General features: G+C 63.2%; 16 protein-coding genes. 3 read left to right on the forward strand and 13 right to left on the reverse strand.

Annotated elements, in window-relative coordinates:
• Nucleotide 1: 1 nt before the first annotated feature.
• The 3 genes from PVU19_RS16160 to PVU19_RS16170 form a co-directional block, all read right to left on the reverse strand.
• Nucleotides 2-985, reverse strand: coding sequence for an ABC transporter permease (locus PVU19_RS16160; protein ID WP_050663030.1), 984 nt, complete (start codon nucleotides 983-985; stop codon nucleotides 2-4).
• A gap of 63 nt (nucleotides 986-1048) precedes the next feature.
• Complete coding sequence (locus PVU19_RS16165; protein WP_050663031.1) at nucleotides 1049-2623, reverse strand: ABC transporter substrate-binding protein; 1575 nt, start codon at nucleotides 2621-2623, stop codon at nucleotides 1049-1051.
• Between the two features lie 174 nt (nucleotides 2624-2797).
• Nucleotides 2798-4678: a VWD domain-containing protein gene (locus tag PVU19_RS16170; protein ID WP_050663032.1), complete on the reverse strand. Its 1881-nt coding sequence runs from the start codon at nucleotides 4676-4678 to the stop codon at nucleotides 2798-2800.
• Nucleotides 4679-4696: 18 nt separating this feature from the next.
• Here PVU19_RS16170 and PVU19_RS16175 point away from each other — a divergent pair, with 18 nt between their 5' ends.
• Entirely contained in the window at nucleotides 4697-5092 is a 396-nt protein-coding gene (locus PVU19_RS16175; RefSeq protein WP_476705566.1) for a beta-barrel domain-containing protein, read from the forward strand.
• An 18-nt stretch (nucleotides 5093-5110) separates the two neighbouring features.
• Here PVU19_RS16175 and scpA read toward each other — a convergent pair whose 3' ends face one another.
• Entirely contained in the window at nucleotides 5111-7240 is a 2130-nt protein-coding gene (gene scpA / locus PVU19_RS16180) for a methylmalonyl-CoA mutase (protein WP_050663033.1), read from the reverse strand.
• Nucleotides 7212-8147, reverse strand: coding sequence for a hypothetical protein (locus tag PVU19_RS16185; protein WP_050663034.1), 936 nt, complete (start codon nucleotides 8145-8147; stop codon nucleotides 7212-7214). Before PVU19_RS16185 ends, scpA begins: the two co-directional genes overlap by 29 nt.
• A gap of 175 nt (nucleotides 8148-8322) precedes the next feature.
• On the opposite strand from PVU19_RS16185, the gene PVU19_RS16190 reads away from it, so the two are divergent.
• Nucleotides 8323-8772, forward strand: a complete 450-nt coding sequence (locus PVU19_RS16190) for a DUF4174 domain-containing protein (protein ID WP_050663035.1) — start codon at nucleotides 8323-8325, stop codon at nucleotides 8770-8772.
• A gap of 13 nt (nucleotides 8773-8785) precedes the next feature.
• On the opposite strand, the gene PVU19_RS16195 is transcribed toward PVU19_RS16190, so the two are convergent.
• The 8 genes from PVU19_RS16195 to PVU19_RS16230 all read right to left on the reverse strand — a co-directional run bounded on the left by PVU19_RS16195 (nucleotide 8786) and on the right by PVU19_RS16230 (nucleotide 15210).
• The gene (locus PVU19_RS16195) at nucleotides 8786-9304 is read right to left on the reverse strand and encodes a hypothetical protein (RefSeq protein ID WP_050663036.1); all 519 of its coding nucleotides are present in this window, start codon (nucleotides 9302-9304) and stop codon (nucleotides 8786-8788) included.
• A gap of 4 nt (nucleotides 9305-9308) precedes the next feature.
• Nucleotides 9309-11309, reverse strand: a complete 2001-nt coding sequence (locus PVU19_RS16200; RefSeq protein ID WP_050663037.1) for an acetyl-CoA carboxylase biotin carboxylase subunit — start codon at nucleotides 11307-11309, stop codon at nucleotides 9309-9311.
• Nucleotides 11310-11461: 152 nt separating this feature from the next.
• Nucleotides 11462-11695 carry a hypothetical protein gene (locus tag PVU19_RS16205; protein ID WP_050663038.1) on the reverse strand — a complete coding sequence of 78 codons (234 nt, stop codon included), beginning with the start codon at nucleotides 11693-11695 and terminating at the stop codon, nucleotides 11462-11464.
• 364 nt (nucleotides 11696-12059) lie between these two features.
• Nucleotides 12060-12416 carry an SH3 domain-containing protein gene (locus PVU19_RS16210; RefSeq protein WP_050663039.1) on the reverse strand — a complete coding sequence of 119 codons (357 nt, stop codon included), beginning with the start codon at nucleotides 12414-12416 and terminating at the stop codon, nucleotides 12060-12062.
• 87 nt (nucleotides 12417-12503) lie between these two features.
• Nucleotides 12504-12647, reverse strand: coding sequence for a hypothetical protein (locus PVU19_RS16215; RefSeq protein WP_162838259.1), 144 nt, complete (start codon nucleotides 12645-12647; stop codon nucleotides 12504-12506).
• 223 nt (nucleotides 12648-12870) lie between these two features.
• Entirely contained in the window at nucleotides 12871-13269 is a 399-nt protein-coding gene (locus tag PVU19_RS16220; protein WP_235575831.1) for a DUF6497 family protein, read from the reverse strand.
• On the reverse strand, nucleotides 13266-13604 hold the full coding sequence (locus tag PVU19_RS16225; RefSeq protein ID WP_050663042.1) for a hypothetical protein: 339 nt from the start codon (nucleotides 13602-13604) through the stop codon (nucleotides 13266-13268). The genes PVU19_RS16220 and PVU19_RS16225 overlap by 4 nt, the downstream gene beginning before the upstream one ends.
• Before the next feature lie 73 nt (nucleotides 13605-13677).
• Nucleotides 13678-15210, reverse strand: a complete 1533-nt coding sequence (locus PVU19_RS16230; RefSeq protein WP_050663043.1) for an acyl-CoA carboxylase subunit beta — start codon at nucleotides 15208-15210, stop codon at nucleotides 13678-13680.
• Between the two features lie 183 nt (nucleotides 15211-15393).
• On the opposite strand from PVU19_RS16230, the gene PVU19_RS16235 reads away from it, so the two are divergent.
• Nucleotides 15394-16614, forward strand: a complete 1221-nt coding sequence (locus PVU19_RS16235; RefSeq protein WP_050663044.1) for a multidrug effflux MFS transporter — start codon at nucleotides 15394-15396, stop codon at nucleotides 16612-16614.
• The last annotated feature ends 13 nt before the right edge of the window (nucleotides 16615-16627 follow it).

A 16627-nucleotide genomic window follows, 5' to 3' on the forward strand; every position in this document is an offset into this window, starting at 1 on the left:
GTCAGTGTCCCCCTGCAGTGCGGTCGACGCGCAAGCGCGGATCGATCGCGAAATAGAGCATGTCGACGATCAGGTTGATGCCGACGAACATCACCGAAATGAGCATCAGATAGGCGGCCATCACGGGGATATCGACGAACTGGATCGCGTTGATAAACAATAGGCCCACGCCAGGCCATTGAAACACCGTCTCGGTGATGATCGCGAAGGCGATGATCGAGCCCAATTGCAGCCCGGTGATGGTGATCACCGGCACCAGGGTGTTCTTGAGCGCGTGGCGGAAATTGATGGATTTCTCGCGGATGCCACGGGCGCGGGCAAAGCGGATATATTCCATGCGCAAAACCTCCAGCATCTCGGTGCGCACCAGCCGCATGATCAGCGTCATCTGGTAGAGCCCGAGGGTGATGGCGGGCAATATCAGCGCCTTGAGCCCGCTTTCAGTGAGAAAACCGGTTGTCCACCAGCCGATGCGCGTGACCTCGCCGCGCCCGAAACTGGGCAGCCAGCCAAGCTCCACCGAGAAAAGATAAATGAGCAGGATGCCGATCAGAAAGGTGGGCAGCGACACCCCGATAAGCGAGACGGTCATGATGATATTGGCCGAAATGCCGCGTCGCCAGATCGCGGTGAAGATCCCGAGTGCGATGCCGCCCGCAAGCGCCATCAGCCCCGAAACAAAAGCCAGTTCCAGCGTGGCGGGCAAACGTTCGACGAGGATCTCAGAGACCGGCCGCCCCTGCCGGTAGCTGAGCCCGAAATTGCCCTGCACCGCCTGTTCCAGAAACCGCCAGTATTGCACCGGAAAGGGCTGATCGAGGCCAAGTTCGGCGGTGAGCCGCGCGATATCGGCCTGGGTGCGTTCCTGCCCCAGCATCGCGTCGACGGGATCGCCCACGAAACGGAACATTGCGAAGGCAACAAGGCCCACGACCAAGAGCACGAGCACCGATTGGGCGACGCGTCGAATGATATAGGCCAGCATGGCGGGCTCCGGTGCCTGGTCAGAGAGCGGGCGGCAGGCGCGTGGCCCGCCGCCCGTCGGATCTTACTTCATGGTGAAGTATTTCACCTTCGGGTCGTCCTCGGGGCTGACCTCGATGCCGACATTCTCTTTCATCCCCCAGTTCAGCACCTGGTGGTGGATCGGCAGGTAAAGCACCTCGTCCTGCACCGTGTTCCAGATCTCGGCGATGGTCGCGTTGCGCTTGTCGAGATCGGTCTCCGAGGCGAGGCTCACGATCTTGGCGTCAAGATCGGGGTTGGAATAGCCGGTGCCATTCCAGCTGCCGCGCTCTTCGCCGCGCGTATGCACGAGGAAGTTGAAGATATACTCGCTGTCATAGGTCGGCACGCCCCAGCCCAGCATGTAGAAATCGGTGCCGCCCGAGGAGATCAACGGGAAGTGCTGTGCCTTGGGCTTGGCATCGAGATTGACGGTGATGCCGATCTGGCCGAACATGCCCACGGCGGCCTGACAGATGCCCTCGTCGTTGACATAGCGGTCATTCGGGCAATCGAGCTGGATCGAGAAGCCGTCGCCATAGCCCGCCTCTTCCATCAGCGCCTTGGCCTTGTCGGTATTGGTCTCGACCTGATCCATCTCCTCGGTCCAGCCATTGACGAAGGGGGGCGCGATGATGCCAGCAGGCTGGCTCTGGCCGCGCATCACGACCTGACGAATGGCGTCGCGGTTGATCGCGAGGTTCATCGCCTCGCGCACGCGCACATCCGAAAGCGGGTTCTTGCCCTCGACATTGTCGTTCGGGATGTCGTCAGGGCCTTGGTTGAGACCGAAGAAGATCGTCCGGTTCTGCGGCGCGGTCTTGACCACCAAGCCATCCGTACCCGACACCCGCTGGAGATCCTGCACCGGCACGTCCTGGATGAAATCGACCTCGCCCGAGAGCAGGGCGGCCACCCGCGTGGCGGCGTTCTGGATCGGGGTATAGACGATCTCGCTCACTTCCATCGGGAACTGGTCCATGCCCCAATAGGCGTCATTGCGCGTCAGCACGGTTTTCACGTCCGGCTCGCGGCTCACCAGCTTGAACGCGCCGGTGCCGTTGGCATTGGTGGTGGCATGGGTCGTCTCGCCGCCATCCACGTCCTGCACCTCGACCACGCCATTGGCCTCGGCCCAGCCACTGTCCATCATGAACAGGTTGGTCAGGTTCGAAGGCAGGATCGGATTCGGCCCGTCGGTGACGAATTCGACGGTGTGGTCATCCACCGCGCGCACCTCCACGACCGAGGACAGCAGTTCCTTCATCCGCGACTGTTCGGATTGCGCGCGGTTGATCGAAAAGACCACGTCCTCGGCGGTGAATGCCGCACCGTCATGGTAGGTCACACCCTGCCGCAGGTTGAACACCCAGACATTCGGGTCGTCTTCCTTGGGGGCCCAATCGGTGGCAAGTGCCGCCTCAAACGCGCCGGTCATGTCGCGGATGATGAGCGGCTCGTAGACCTGATGGGCGAGGGTATGCGTCGGCCCCTCGTTTTGTGCATGCGGATCAAGCGTCAGCGAATCGCCCGCCCGCGCCCACCGGAGCGTCTCGGCGGAGGCGCCGATCGTGGTGCTGGCCAAAAGCACAGCCGTCAGAACTATAGTGTTTTTCATGGTTATCTCCCTGTCAGCAAACCCAGGCCGCAGCGCGGGCTGATATCGACAACAATAACCAAGTTTGTCACGCCTTCAACAAAACCCTCGGGTAAAGCAATACGGCGCGCCCCATGCCAGGGCGCGCCGCTCAATTGGATCGCATCGCGGCCCGCTTTCAGGCCATGGCACCGATCAGACTTCTGCTGCAAGGTTCCCAAGCAGAACACCGGTCAGTTGCAGATCTCCGCCTTCGATGATCGCGCCGCTTTCCGTACCGGTTTCATAGCTCACATTGCTATTCGACGTGCCGCTGAGGTCCTGGGTATCGTCGAGGAAAACCCATCGCGGCGCATTCTCAGTCTCGAGCCCCACCGCAAAGCGCAAGATATCGAGCGCGTCGGTCACGTTGACCGCCCCGTTCTGATCGACATCCGCCGCGATGAAATCCATCGCATTTGCAGGGCCAAAACTCGGATTCAGCCCGACCGCCAGCCGCAGCGCATTGAGCGCATCGGTCACGTCGATACTGGCATCCCCGGTGTCGAAGTCGCGCACCGCATCCACCCGGCCTTCAACGGTCGAAGACCCGAGCCGCAGGTTATATGCCCCCTGTGTTCCGGCGGACTGCCCAAGGATCGGCGCACCCCCGGCGGTGAAGTTGACCACCGCCCCGTCGATGCCCGCACCGCTCTCGTCAGTCAGGCTGACATTGAGCGTGACACGCTCTTCGCCAGGATTGAGCGTGCCCGCCGAGCCGGTATTCTCCGGTGCGGGCGCGGTCTGGGTCGACGAGGATTCGATAAAGGTCTCATCCTCCGTCAGAAGAAAGTCGATTAGCGCGTTCTCGTAGGCCACCGTGCCCGGCGTCAGGCCTGCATCTTCCACGGCGGTGCGCGCGGCATCCACAGCCGTGGCGTCAAAATCGTCGGCACTCAGGATATCGCCCGGCGCATCCGGATCGTAGAAGCCCACCAGTGTCTCGCCAGCATCGTAGGTGAACAGGCTCTGCTCTTCGGTAGTCACCCGCCAGTCATCACGGAAGCCACCATAGAGATCCTCGAAGGCCAACGGACGCTCCAGAACGGTGCCATCAGCGCGCGCGATATCGTCATCCGGATTGCCGTTGCCGTCGCCCAGCAGCCCCTCGACCGCGCCCGCCATGTCGGCGCTGATCTGCACACTGAGATCGACGAACCCGTCACGCACGATCACATTGAGCCGCGCATCGCCATCGCCTACATTGCCGTCGGCACCGGCGAAGATGACCGTATACATGTCACCATCACGCACGATCAGGTCGCTTCCGATGTCGATCGCATCGCCATCCGCAAGGGTCTGCGTCACACCATCCACCGACAGCGGACCGGCATCGGCGGAGTCGATCATCACTTCCGAGCCGTTCCCGAGCCGAGCCGCAATCGCGATATTGGCCGAGACATTGGCCACCGGATCGCCCTGATCATCGAGCACCGGCCCCATCCGGGACTGGATCTCGAACCCATCCGCAACCCCGCCCGCAACACCGCGCAGCAGCACGAATTCACCGATGGCGTGAAAATCATACCCCACCCCGTCGAGCGTCAGCAGGTGCGGATCACCCACCGTCCAGGCAATCGGCGTGGTCGGCGGCGGCGGCGGCGTGCCCGCATCCGGATCGGACAGCGCCTGCACTTCGGCCACTGTCAGGTTGCCGAAGACCAGCGCGCCCCCAGTGCTCAGATTGACCGTGGTCTCGCCAAAGTTATCCGTCGCGTTCGCCAGCGCAGCATTGCGTCCGACCAGACCTAGGCCCGTGAACGAGAAATCGAGGAAATCCTCGGCGGCGTTGAAATCCTCGATCACCGTGCGTCCATTGCCGACAAAGAAGATATCACTGCCACTGCCGCCATTGAGCGTGGCATCGCCCTCACCCCCGGCCAGCGTATCGTCACCGCCCCCGGCGGTTATGGTGTCACTGCCCTGACCGCCTTCGAACCGCTCGCTCTCGCCCGTGCCGATAAAGGAGTCGTTCCCCTGCGCGCCGCACGCTCGCGCCTCTACGCGCCGGTGCGCGGCATAGTCAACCGCATCCACAGCCCTACCGTAGGGGCATTGGCCCGCCCCGGCGAGGAGTTGATCGAGATCGTGCCGCTTGACGACACACTTTTGGTCGAGTCCTATGTGCGCCCCGACGACATCGCCTTTCTCTATCCCGGCCAGCCGGTAAAGGTGACGATCACCGCCTATGACGCCTCGCGCTATGGCAACCTCTCGGGCGAAATCGTCCGCATCGGTGCCGACACGATCACCCGCACCGAGCGCAGCGAGGAAGAGGTCTTCGTCGTGGAAATCCGCACCACCGACACGATCCTCGATGCCGATGGTGTCGAGGTCGAGATCATGCCGGGCATGGTCGCGCAGGCCGATATCCTCGCGGGTCGCAAGACCGTGCTCGATTACATCCTGCGGCCCGTCGTCCGGGTCAAGGAGCGTGCCCTGCGCGACTGAGGCCGCCCGGCCCCGCGCTCAGCCGCGGGCGGCCCGGATCAGGCGCAGGATATCCTGTGCCGCCTCGGGGATATTGGTACCGGGGCCGAAGATCGCCTTGACCCCCGCCTTTTTCAGGAACTCATAATCCTGCTGCGGAATGACACCACCGCAGATCACGAGAATATCCCCGGCATCACGCGCCTCCAACTCCTTGATCAGGCGCGGTGCCAGCGTCTTGTGCCCTGCCGCCTGGCTGCTGATGCCCACCACATGCACATCGTTGTCGATGGCATCTTGCGCGGCCTCTTCCGGGGTCTGAAAGAGCGGACCGACATCGACATCGAACCCGATATCGGCGAAGGCGGTAGCGATCACCTTGGCACCCCGGTCATGCCCGTCCTGGCCCATCTTGACCACTAGCATGCGCGGCCGCCGTCCCTCCTCCTCGGCGAACGCCTCGACCGATTTCTGAATGGCCGCAAAGCCCTCGTCGCCCTCATAGGCCGCGCCATAGACGCCGGCCAGCGTCTTGACCTCGGCGCGGTGTCGTCCGAATTCCTTTTCCAGTGCCATGCTGATTTCTCCCACAGTGGCGCGCGCGCGCGCGGCCTCGACCGCCGCGTCCAACAGGTTGCCGCCCTCGCGGGTGCGGCGTGTCAACTCATCCAGTGCCGCATCGCAGGCCGCCTGATCGCGGTTCGCACGGATTCGTTCCAGTGCCTTGATCTGCCCGTCGCGCACCTTGACGTTATCGACATCCAGAATGTCGATCGGGTCTTCCTTGTCCTTGCGATACTTGTTGACCCCGACGATCACCTCGTCGCCGCGGTCGATCATCGCCTGCCGGGTCGCCGCCGTCTCCTCGATGCGCAGCTTGGGCATGCCGCTCTCGACCGCGCGGGTCATGCCGCCCATCTCCTCGACCTCCTCGATCAACTCCCAGGCCTTTTCCGCCAGATCGTGGGTCAGCTTCTCCACGTAGTAGGAGCCCGCCAATGGGTCGACCACGTTGGTCACGCCGGTTTCCTCCTGCAATATCAACTGTGTATTCCGCGCGATCCGGGCCGAGAAATCGGTGGGCAGGGCAATCGCCTCGTCAAGCGCGTTGGTGTGCAGCGATTGCGTGCCGCCCAGAACCGCGCTCATCGCCTCATAGGCGGTGCGCACCACGTTGTTATAGGGGTCCTGCTCCTGCAAACTCACGCCACTGGTCTGGCAATGGGTACGCAGCATCTTGGATTTCTCGGATGTGGCGTTGAATTCGGTCATGATCCGGTGCCAGAGCAGGCGGGCGGCGCGCAGCTTGGCGGCCTCCATGAAGAAATTCATGCCGATGGCGAAAAAGAACGACAGGCGCGGCGCGAAGCTGTCCACGTCCATCCCCGCCTCGATCGCCGCCTTCACATATTCGCGACCATCGGCCAGCGTATAGGCCAGTTCCTGCACGAGGTTCGCGCCCGCCTCCTGCATGTGGTAGCCGGAAATCGAGATCGAGTTGAAGCGGGGCATATGCTCGGCGGTGTATCCGATGATGTCCGAGACGATCCGCATCGAGGGCGCAGGCGGGTAGATATAGGTATTGCGCACCATGAATTCCTTCAGGATGTCGTTCTGAATGGTGCCCGACAGCGTCGCCCTGTCGTGCCCCTGCTCTTCGCCCGCGACGATGAAGCTGGCCAGAACCGGGATCACCGCGCCGTTCATGGTCATCGAGACGCTGACCTTGTCGAGCGGGATGCCGTCGAAGAGGATTTTCATGTCCTCGACGGAATCAATCGCCACGCCAGCCTTGCCTACATCGCCCTCGACACGCGGATGGTCGCTGTCATAGCCGCGATGCGTCGCCAGATCGAAGGCGACCGACACGCCCTGCTGACCAGCAGCCAGGTTGCGACGGTAAAAGGCGTTCGATTCCTCTGCCGTCGAGAAACCGGCATATTGCCGGATCGTCCAGGGCCGCCCGGCATACATCGTGGCCTTGACCCCACGGGTGAACGGCGCCTCGCCGGGAATGCCGCCAAGATGCGGCAGATCGGCCACGTCCTCATGGGTATAAAGCGGCTCCACCTCGATGCCTTCGAGCGTCTTCCATGTCAGATCACTCAGCGGCCGCCCGCGCAGTTCACCCTCTGCAATTTTACGCCAGTCGTCTTTCTTCGATGCCATTCTCTTGTCCTCTTGTCGTGCGATCGTCGGGCGGCTGTAGCCCCGCCTCGTTCGATCCGGTTTCCTCTATCAGTCGGGCCAGACCATCCGCCCCGGCACTCAGCCAGAAGAGATCGTCTGCATAGGCCTCTTGCAGGGCCTGTTTCTGGTATCGGTCAAAGGGCTGCCAGCGCCCCTCACCCTCGGGCAGAAGGGCCGCATCGCCACCGCGTGCCGCAACCGCCCGGCGCAACTCAGACAGATCCGGCGCGCGGCCCAGCCAGACGCGCGCGGCGCGGCGAGGGGTTTCGTCCAGTCCGGTCATGTGGCGCAATCGCTCTTCGGGGCGTGCGGCATGGGGCTCGTGGGGCAGAACCAACAGATCGACCCCGGGCAGCGCACAGGCGATGTCGCGGATCACCTCGCGCCAGTGCCGGTTGACCGTAACCAGCCGGTCGAGATCCCCCGCCTCCGGCAGGCGGTGCCCGCGCGCCACGCCATAGGCCAGCGCCGAGGACCACCAGGCATCCTGCCCCCGGATCGAGACCGCCACTCGGCTGATCCGCCCGTCAAAGGCATGGGCAAACCGCGCCATCCGCTCGCCTGCACTGTCATAAAGCCGTCCCTGCCGCAGATTGCGGCGGGCGGCGCCAATCATGTTCTCGTCACTCACCACGATCCGGCGCAGCCCCGCCTTGCGCGCCTGCGCCAGACGCAGCGCGATGCGCCCGCGCGCGCGATCCATCTGACGCCTGGCACTTTCGCCGCCAGGCACGGGAATGACCCCGGTCAGGATACCGTCGCGCGTCACGTCAGGGCCCCAATAGCCCACGCCCCGCGCCGCCAGCGTTACGGCATTCGCCCGCATGTAATGTTGAAAACTCGTGGTTGCGGTGCGATGTGCCCCCAGATGCAGGATGATCTCCATGACCGGTTTCGCCTTTCGCCGATATGCCACACACCCCGTGCGGTGCGTGATCCCACGCCACAGGCTGCCCGCGAAAGCTGACGATCCGATTAATCCAAACGATTCCGTCCGCCGCCTGCATTCCCCCTTCGCAATTGTGCGCACAGGGCCTATATCTTGGCCAGCAGGAGAACCCATGAAACACATCTTATCGCTTGTTTTCGCAGTCTTTGCCACCAGTGCCGCGTTGGCCCAGCAGGATGCAGACGCGGGCCTCGACGGCATGATCTTCAGCGCGGATGAGATCAATTTGAGTGATTTGATGTGGATAAAACGGCCACTCGTGGTCTTTGCCGACACTCCCGCCGACCCGCGCTTCGTCGAACAGATGGGATATATCTCTGAACGGCTCGACGCGCTTGAAGAGCGTGACGTGGTGGTGATCACCGATACCGACCCGGAGGCACGCTCCGACATCCGACGCGAATTGCGACCGCGCGGCTTCGGCCTAGTGCTGATCGGCAAGGATGGGGTGATATACCTGCGCAAGCCCGCGCCATGGCACGTGCGCGAGATCGTGCGCTCCATCGACAAGCTGCCCGCCCGACAACGAGAACTACGCGAGCGCCCCGCCGCCGACAGCTGATCCCACCCCGCCATCACGCCTCTCCCTGCACGACGATGACATATCCCGCCCCGCGCGCCATCAGGATCAACGCGTGCCGCGTCTCGTCCCAGACCAGTACGGTTGAACTGTCATCGAGCGCATGGCGAAACGCGCTCTCGCTCACCTCGGTCATGCAGGCCCGCGCCTCCAGCCCCGCGCGTCGCATCGCCATGCCGGTGGCGCGATGATGGTTGACCATGGCCACCATCGCCATATCAACCCCCTGCCCCGGCATATCGAGCGCCGCTGCCCCGCGCAGCGCAATCTCGCGCTGCATCCCGGCCACGCTGTCGGTCACAGCAAGCGCCGATTTCACCTGCCCGGTGACCAGATCGTATAGCCCCACGGCGCAGCCGCGCCGGGCGTCAAACGCCAAGGTTTCACCGATGGCGAACCACTGCCCGAGCCGCCCGCGCTGCGCCGCCTCTTCTTCACGCTGACACGCCGCCAAGAGGGCAAGCGCCGCCAGACAGGCGACGGGCACGCGATTATGGCGCAGGGCGCGCGTCATCTCCTCACTCGAACTCCATGATCACATCATCCACCGCCAGGCTGTCGCCCGGCCCGGCATTGACCTTCGAGACCACGCCGCGGCGTTCCGCGCGCAGGATGTTTTCCATCTTCATCGCCTCCACCGTGCAGAGCGCCTGACCCTCCTGCACCTCGTCGCCCTCGGCCACGTTGACCTTGACGATCAGCCCAGGCATCGGACAGAGCAGCATCTTGGATGTATCAGCGGCAAGTTTCTCGGGCATTAACGCCGCCAGTTCCGCCTGCCGGGGCGTGCGCACATGCACCTTGAGGTCGGCACCGCGGCTGCGGATGCGGAAACCCTGGGTGATCTTGCCCACCTTGAGCACCAGCGCGTCGCCATCAACGTCAAGCCGCGCCAGCGTGTCCCCCGGGGTCCAGTCGCTGCTCACGCGCAGGGTGCTGCCATCCTGAAAGCGCACGCTCGCGCCCGCGCGGTCGGCGGCGACGGTCACCGGATAGTCCTGCCCCTGAAGGCTCACCACCCAATCCTCGCCCACATGCCGCTCGTGATTGTCCATCCGCCCCGAGACGCGCGTGCGCCGGATTTCCGCAACCCGGTGCATCGCTGCCGTGCTGGCCGCGATCCGGCGCAGCACGTCCTCGGGCAGTTCCACCCCGCTGAAGCCTTCGGGATATTCCTCGGCGATGAAGGCGGTGGTCATGTCGCCGCTGACGAATTTCGGATGATCCATCACCGCGCTGAGGAACGGCAGGTTGTGACCGATCCCCTCCACCTCGAAGGCGTCGAGCGCGTTGCGCATGCCCTCGATGGCCGCCGCGCGCGTCGGGCCCCAGGTGCAGAGCTTGGCGATCATCGGGTCGTAATACATGCTGATCTCACCGCCCTCGTAGACGCCGGTATCGTTGCGCACCACGGCCCCCTCGATATCGAGCTCCTCGGGCGGGCGATAGCGGGTCAGACGACCGATCGAGGGCAGGAAGCCGCGATAGGGGTCTTCGGCATAAAGCCGATTCTCGATCGCCCAGCCGTTGATTGTCACATCGTCCTGGGAGAGCGCCAGCTTTTCACCGTAGGCCACGCGAATCATATGCTCGACCAGATCGACGCCGGTGATCAGTTCCGTCACCGGGTGTTCCACCTGCAGACGGGTGTTCATCTCAAGGAAATAGAAATTGCGGTCGCCATCGACGATGAATTCCACCGTGCCCGCACTGGCATAGCCAACGGCATGGGCAAGTGCCAAGGACTGCTCGCCCATAGCGCGGCGGGTCTCCTCATCGAGGAACGGGCTTGGGGCCTCTTCCACGACCTTCTGATTGCGCCGTTGGATACTGCATTCACGCTCGTTGAGGTACACGCCGTTGCCGTGATTGTCACAGAGCACCTGAATCTCGATGTGGCGCGGCTGCGTCACGAATTTCTCGATGAAAATCCGGTCATCGCCAAAGGAACTTGCCGCCTCGTTCTTGGAGCTTTGAAAGCCCTCGCGCGCCTCCTCGTCGCTCCAGGCGATGCGCATGCCCTTGCCGCCGCCGCCGGCACTGGCCTTGATCATAACCGGATAGCCGATTTCGTTGGAAATCTTGACCGCCTCATCGGCATCCTCGATCAGGCCCATATAACCCGGAACGGTGCTGACATCCGCCTCCTGCGCAATCTTCTTCGAGGTGATCTTGTCGCCCATCGCCTCAATCGCCTTCACCGGCGGGCCGACAAAGGCCACGCCCTCGGCCTCTAGCGCCTTGGCGAATTTGGGGTTTTCCGACAGAAAGCCGTAGCCCGGATGCACCGCCTCGGCCCCGGTCTGACGGATTGCCTCCATCACCTTGTCGATGACGATATAGCTCTCATTCGCAGGAGGCGGGCCGATATGCACCGCCTCATCCGCCATCTGCACATGCAGCGCGTTGCGGTCGGCGTCGGAATAGATCGCCACGGTCGCAATCCCCATCTTGCGCGCCGTCTTGATGACGCGGCAGGCGATTTCGCCCCGGTTCGCGATCAGGATCTTCTTGAACATGCTATCAGTCCCTTCTTGAGAGTCTTGGCCACGCGACAACGTCAGTCGCGGGGCCGGTTTGGCGCTTGGCATAAAAAAGACCACCGCTGCCCGAGGCAGCGATGGCCGAATTCGAATAGGTCCGCGCGGCGCGCGTGACCGGGCTCAGATCATTAGCAACGGCCCGGATAGGCCTGACAATAGACGACGTTGCCCGCAGCCCCAACGGCTGCACCTGTGATGACGCTGCCGCCGACCACGGCCCCGGTGACGGCACCCGCCCCGCCGCCCAGAAGGGCCTGTTCCGGCACCGTGTCACCACAGGCCGCAAGCCCGAGAAGGGCAATCGCAGCAATGGCAGACGCAATCTTAGGTTGTTTACTCTGCAGCTTTCTAGTCTCTTGCATGGGCCTGCGGCTCCTTTTGTAAGCGCGTTTTGATCCGCGCCACAAAAGCGCAGTCCGCGCGCTGCGTCAAAGCGGTCCTGCCTCCACGCAGCGTAACCGGCGAACTGCCGCTCACTTCGGTAAGGTTCTGTAAAAATTGAAAAAGTGGGCGGCGTGAGCAAGTCTGCACACAGCCGCCCAACAGGGGAAGGGTAACGGAAATGACATATGGTCAAAGCCGCTGGGGAACGGGCCTCCATTACCTGCGTTATGATGGCATCGCTTGCAGCGTGCGCCAAACCCAAACCGCAACGCAGCGCTGTATCGGCGAGGCTTCGCGCATTTCTGCACGCATTGCGCGAATTCATGCCGATCCGGGCGTGGCTCATTCGTCCAGACCCTCGAATATCTCGGGGAAATTCGCCCGTGCCACAGGCACGTCGAGCACCAGTAGCGCCTCGTAACTTTCAGGGTCGAACGAGTCTTCTGCGGGCTTTACCTCGCGGCCCAGAAACCAGCCCAGACGCCCGGCATCGAGGTTGCCGCGCTCGAACGGCTGATCGCCGAAACACTCCCACAGAGCGCGCAGAAAACCAACATCGGCCCGCTTGTCAGCGGGGCGGCGATCCCGGTAACGCTCACGCGGGGTTAGCGGCGTGGCTCCCTTGGGATTGGCGCGGCGAATGGTGAATTGGTAATCCGTACCCGGCAGACGCCCGGGAAATCCGCGATGCTTCAGCATATCGCGCCCTCCGGATCACAGGGGCGCATCGGCGGTCGTAGTGCCGGAGCGGATGGTGACACCCGCTCCGGAGCAAGCCCGATGGGCTTACTTGTACTTGCCAGTGCTGACCGGCTCGGTCGAGATGGGCTCGGGCTCAACGACCACGAACTCTTCTTCCGCGGGTTGTGCGCAGGCTGCGACAAAGGCGACGAGGCCGATGGCGATAACGCTCTTGATGCTGTTCGACATGTATAACTCCTGTCTCTCGTATCTTCGAAAACTGGCGCGCGCAGACATAGTGCCAACGCCCGCCAAGTGGGCGAGGTAAAGGTCGCTTGGGTGCAACCCTCAGGCAAGCTAGCCGAAAATTCAAGATTTGAATACATGCAATCCGCAAACCGGCGCGCATGTGTCCGCAAAGTCGCAGTCATCAACCCCGGAGAATCCGGCCCCGCAAGATATTGCGTTCGCATCAAAACATCTCCCAGATGCAGGTATCGCCCTCGGGCCGATATGCCTCGAAGACCTGTATGACGGCGGGATTGTAAACCCCGAATTCCGAGGGCCGATCGGCGAGCGAGATCACCACGCGGCCCGGTCGCGGCCCGATATTGGACAGCCGGGGCAAGGCATAGGTCACACACAGCCATTCAAGATCCTCCATCACCCGTTCCAACCCGGCCTCACCGCCCTCAAACCCCTCCGCCACGAAGCGGAACCTGTAGGTCAGACCGCCGCCGGCGGGCCGATCGGTCAGCACCTCGTGAACCCGCGCCTCCAGTCCCGATGGCAGCCGCAGCACCTCCTCCTGCGCCGCGGCTGCAAGGGGCAGCGCCAGCAGCACGAGCGCCGTGCCCGCCGCCAGCCTCACCGCCCCGATCCCGTCCAGCGCGCCACGCGCGCCGGGTCATCGAAGAGCGCGGCGATCCGCGCCTCGGCGTCAGACCGGGCAAACCGCCCTGCCACCGCACCGCCCGCCCGGAGCCGCAGACCCTCCTCCTCGCGCCAGACACGCACCACCGGGGCAAAGCCGCGCAAATGTTGCAAGGCACGCCACATGTCCTGCCGCACCCGATGCGCCACGCGGACGCGCGATGCCTCGGGCAGGTGCCCCTCGACTGCCAAATCGAAGCGCGCGGGCAGGCGCCGCGCCAGCGTCACCGCGCCGTCCTCCTCGCGGATCAGATGCCAGCGGTCGCGGGCCATGTTCCTCCTCGTTTCTTCTCGCCATGAATATCCCGAGGGAGTCGCCCGGCACGGGCGACGGGGGCGACGCCCCTCACAACGGGATGTTGTCGTGCTTCTTCCAAGGCATCTTTTTCGTCTTGTTGCGCAGCGATGCAAACGCCCGGCTCACCCGCATCCGCGTGCTGCGTGGCTGGATCACTTCGTCAATGAACCCGCGCTCGGCAGCGATGAAGGGGTTGGCAAAGCGATCCTCGTAGCTTTTGGTATGCGCGGCGATCTTCTCCGCATCGCCGAGGTCAGAGCGATAGATGATCTCGGTCGCGCCCTTGGCCCCCATCACAGCGATTTCCGAGGTCGGCCAGGCATAGTTGAAATCGGCGCGAAGATGCTTGGACGCCATCACCACATAAGCCCCGCCATAGGCCTTGCGGGTGATCACCGTGACCTTCGGCACCGTCGCCTCTCCATAGGCATAGAGCAGCTTGGCGCCATGCTTGATCACCCCGCCATATTCCTGCCCCGTGCCGGGCAGGAAGCCGGGCACGTCGACCAGCGTCAGGATCGGGATCTCGAAACAGTCGCAGAACCGCACGAAGCGTGCCGCCTTGCGGCTGCTGTCGATATCGAGACAACCCGCCAACACCATGGGCTGATTGGCCACGACGCCGACGGTCTGACCTTCCAGCCGGATGAATCCGGTGATCATGTTCTTGGCGAATTCGGCCTGAATCTCGTAGAAGTCCGCCTCATCCGCGATCTTGTGGATCAGCTCCTTCATGTCATAGGGCATGTTGGGATTGTCGGGGATCAGCGTATCAAGGCTTGTCTCCACCCGGCCCGGCTCGTCGAAGAACGGGCGCTTGGGCGGTTTCTCGCGGTTGTTGAGCGGCAGGAAATCCACCAGCCGCCGCACCTCGGCCAACGCCTCGACATCGTTCTCGAACGCCGCATCGGCAACCGAGCTTTTGCGCGTATGGGTCACAGCCCCGCCCAACTCTTCTGCCGTCACCTGCTCGTTGGTCACAGTCTTGACCACGTCAGGGCCGGTAACGAACATGTAGGAGCTGTCTTTCACCATGAAGATGAAATCGGTCATCGCAGGGCTGTAGACCGCACCCCCCGCACACGGGCCCATGATGACGCTGATCTGCGGCACCACGCCCGAGGCTTCGATATTACGTTGGAACACCTCGCCATAGCCCGCAAGGCTATCGACGCCTTCCTGGATTCGCGCACCACCCGAATCGTTGATGCCGATGACGGGCGCACCGTTCTCGACGGCCATATCCATGATCTTGCAGATCTTCTGCGCATGGGTGGCGCTGACCGATCCGCCCAGCACCGTGAAATCCTGGCTGAAGACATAGACCTGACGGCCGTTGATCGTGCCCCATCCGGTCACGACGCCGTCGCCATAGGGGCGGTTCTTTTCCATGCCGAAATCGGTGCAGCGATGCGCCATGAACATGTCGAATTCTTCGAAACTGCCCTCGTCGAGCAACAGTTCGACGCGCTCGCGCGCGGTCAGCTTGCCGCGCCCGTGCTGCGCCTCGATGCGGGCCTCACCGCCGCCCAATCGCGCGTCTGCACGGCGGCTTTCGAGTTCCTCCAGAATGTCTTTCATGGCACTCCCCTCTCTCATGTTGCGCGCAGCATAAGGAGTGCGACGCGCAGGACCAAACAGAATCCGGCAAATTTGCAAAGTTACGCAAATATACAGCTGCATAACTGTAAAACTGCAAACCATCCATAGATTTGCGCGTCGCCGCGATGGACATCTCCGCAAGACCCGCCTAGCCATGAGCGCATGAGCCCGGAACCACGCGTCCGCTACCTGGACCGCGCCACACCACCGCATATCTCGACGCTGATCCTGCTCGCGGGGCTGTCGGCGCTTGCGATGAACATCTTTCTCCCCTCCCTGCCGGGCATGGTCGCCTATTTCAAGACCGAATACCGACTGATCCAGCTTTCGGTGGCGCTTTATCTGGGGGTGAACGCGGCGCTTCAGCTTCTGATGGGGCCGATTTCCGACCGTTGGGGTCGACGCCCGGTGATCCTCTGGGGGCTGGGGTTGTTTCTGGTGGCGACGCTTGGTTGCCTTGCGGCACCCAATGTCTACGTCTTTCTCACCTTCCGCATGGTGCAGGCCAGTGTCGTGGTGGCCATGGTCCTGTCCCGTGCCATCGTGCGGGACATGGTGCCACAGGATCGCGCAGCCTCGATGATCGGCTACGTCACGATGGGCATGGCGGTGGTGCCGATGATCGGCCCGGCATTTGGCGGGCTGCTCGACGAGGTCTTCGGCTGGCAGGCGAATTTCTGGGCGCTGTTCCTCCTCGGTGCCGCCCTGTTTGCCCTCTGCTGGCGTGATCTTGGCGAGACCGCCCCGCTGACCGGGCGCACCCTGCTGCAACAGTTCCGCGACTATCCCGCGCTGCTGACCTCGCGCCGGTTCTGGGGCTATGCGGCGGCGGCGGGGCTGTCGTCGGGCTCGTTCTTCGCCTATCTCGGCGGCGCGCCGTATGTCGGCGATCAGGTTTTCGGCCTGCCACCTTCGACCTTGGGGCTGCTCTTCGGCGCGCCCGCCATAGGCTATTTCCTCGGAAACTTCGCCTCGGGCCGCTACTCGATGCGCTTCGGCGTCAATCGGATGGTGCTCTGGGGCGCGCTCTTCAACGCAGGCGGCATCGGGCTCAACCTCGCGCTCTTTCAGCTCGGTCACGGCTCACCGCTCACATTCTTCGGGCTGATGACCTTCATGGGGCTGGGGAATGGCATGGTGATCCCCAACGCCACCGCAGGGGCGCTTTCGATCCGTCCCGATCTTGCGGGCACTGCAAGCGGGCTTTCGGGCGCGCTGATGATCGGGCTGGGCGCGGCCCTTTCAGCTCTGGCGGGGATGCTTCTGACACCGGGCAGCGGAGCGGTCACGCTCTTGTCGATCATGTTCGCCACCGGGCTGGCAGCGGTACTCACCATCCTCCTGGTCATCCGCCGCGAACGCCGATTGGGCTTGGCGCAATAGACCGCGCAGCCTT

It is taken from the genome of Roseovarius tolerans (assembly GCF_028885395.1).
In the GTDB taxonomy this organism is placed as follows: Bacteria; Pseudomonadota; Alphaproteobacteria; order Rhodobacterales; family Rhodobacteraceae; genus Roseovarius; species Roseovarius tolerans.

What these genes read in the sequence shown, in the direction of transcription:
- PVU19_RS16235 (WP_050663044.1), top strand. Translation starts at nt 15,394, where the DNA reads ATGAGCCCGGAACCACGCGTCCGCTACCTGGACCGCGCCACACCACCG.
- PVU19_RS16160 (WP_050663030.1), bottom strand. Translation starts at nt 985, where the DNA reads ATGCTGGCCTATATCATTCGACGCGTCGCCCAATCGGTGCTCGTGCTC.
- PVU19_RS16165 (WP_050663031.1), bottom strand. Translation starts at nt 2,623, where the DNA reads ATGAAAAACACTATAGTTCTGACGGCTGTGCTTTTGGCCAGCACCACG.
- PVU19_RS16225 (WP_050663042.1), bottom strand. Translation starts at nt 13,604, where the DNA reads ATGGCCCGCGACCGCTGGCATCTGATCCGCGAGGAGGACGGCGCGGTG.
- PVU19_RS16205 (WP_050663038.1), bottom strand. Translation starts at nt 11,695, where the DNA reads ATGCAAGAGACTAGAAAGCTGCAGAGTAAACAACCTAAGATTGCGTCT.
- PVU19_RS16190 (WP_050663035.1), top strand. Translation starts at nt 8,323, where the DNA reads ATGAAACACATCTTATCGCTTGTTTTCGCAGTCTTTGCCACCAGTGCC.
- PVU19_RS16215 (WP_162838259.1), bottom strand. Translation starts at nt 12,647, where the DNA reads ATGTCGAACAGCATCAAGAGCGTTATCGCCATCGGCCTCGTCGCCTTT.
- PVU19_RS16210 (WP_050663039.1), bottom strand. Translation starts at nt 12,416, where the DNA reads ATGCTGAAGCATCGCGGATTTCCCGGGCGTCTGCCGGGTACGGATTAC.
- scpA (WP_050663033.1), bottom strand. Translation starts at nt 7,240, where the DNA reads ATGGCATCGAAGAAAGACGACTGGCGTAAAATTGCAGAGGGTGAACTG.
- PVU19_RS16195 (WP_050663036.1), bottom strand. Translation starts at nt 9,304, where the DNA reads ATGACGCGCGCCCTGCGCCATAATCGCGTGCCCGTCGCCTGTCTGGCG.
- PVU19_RS16230 (WP_050663043.1), bottom strand. Translation starts at nt 15,210, where the DNA reads ATGAAAGACATTCTGGAGGAACTCGAAAGCCGCCGTGCAGACGCGCGA.
- PVU19_RS16200 (WP_050663037.1), bottom strand. Translation starts at nt 11,309, where the DNA reads ATGTTCAAGAAGATCCTGATCGCGAACCGGGGCGAAATCGCCTGCCGC.
- PVU19_RS16185 (WP_050663034.1), bottom strand. Translation starts at nt 8,147, where the DNA reads ATGGAGATCATCCTGCATCTGGGGGCACATCGCACCGCAACCACGAGT.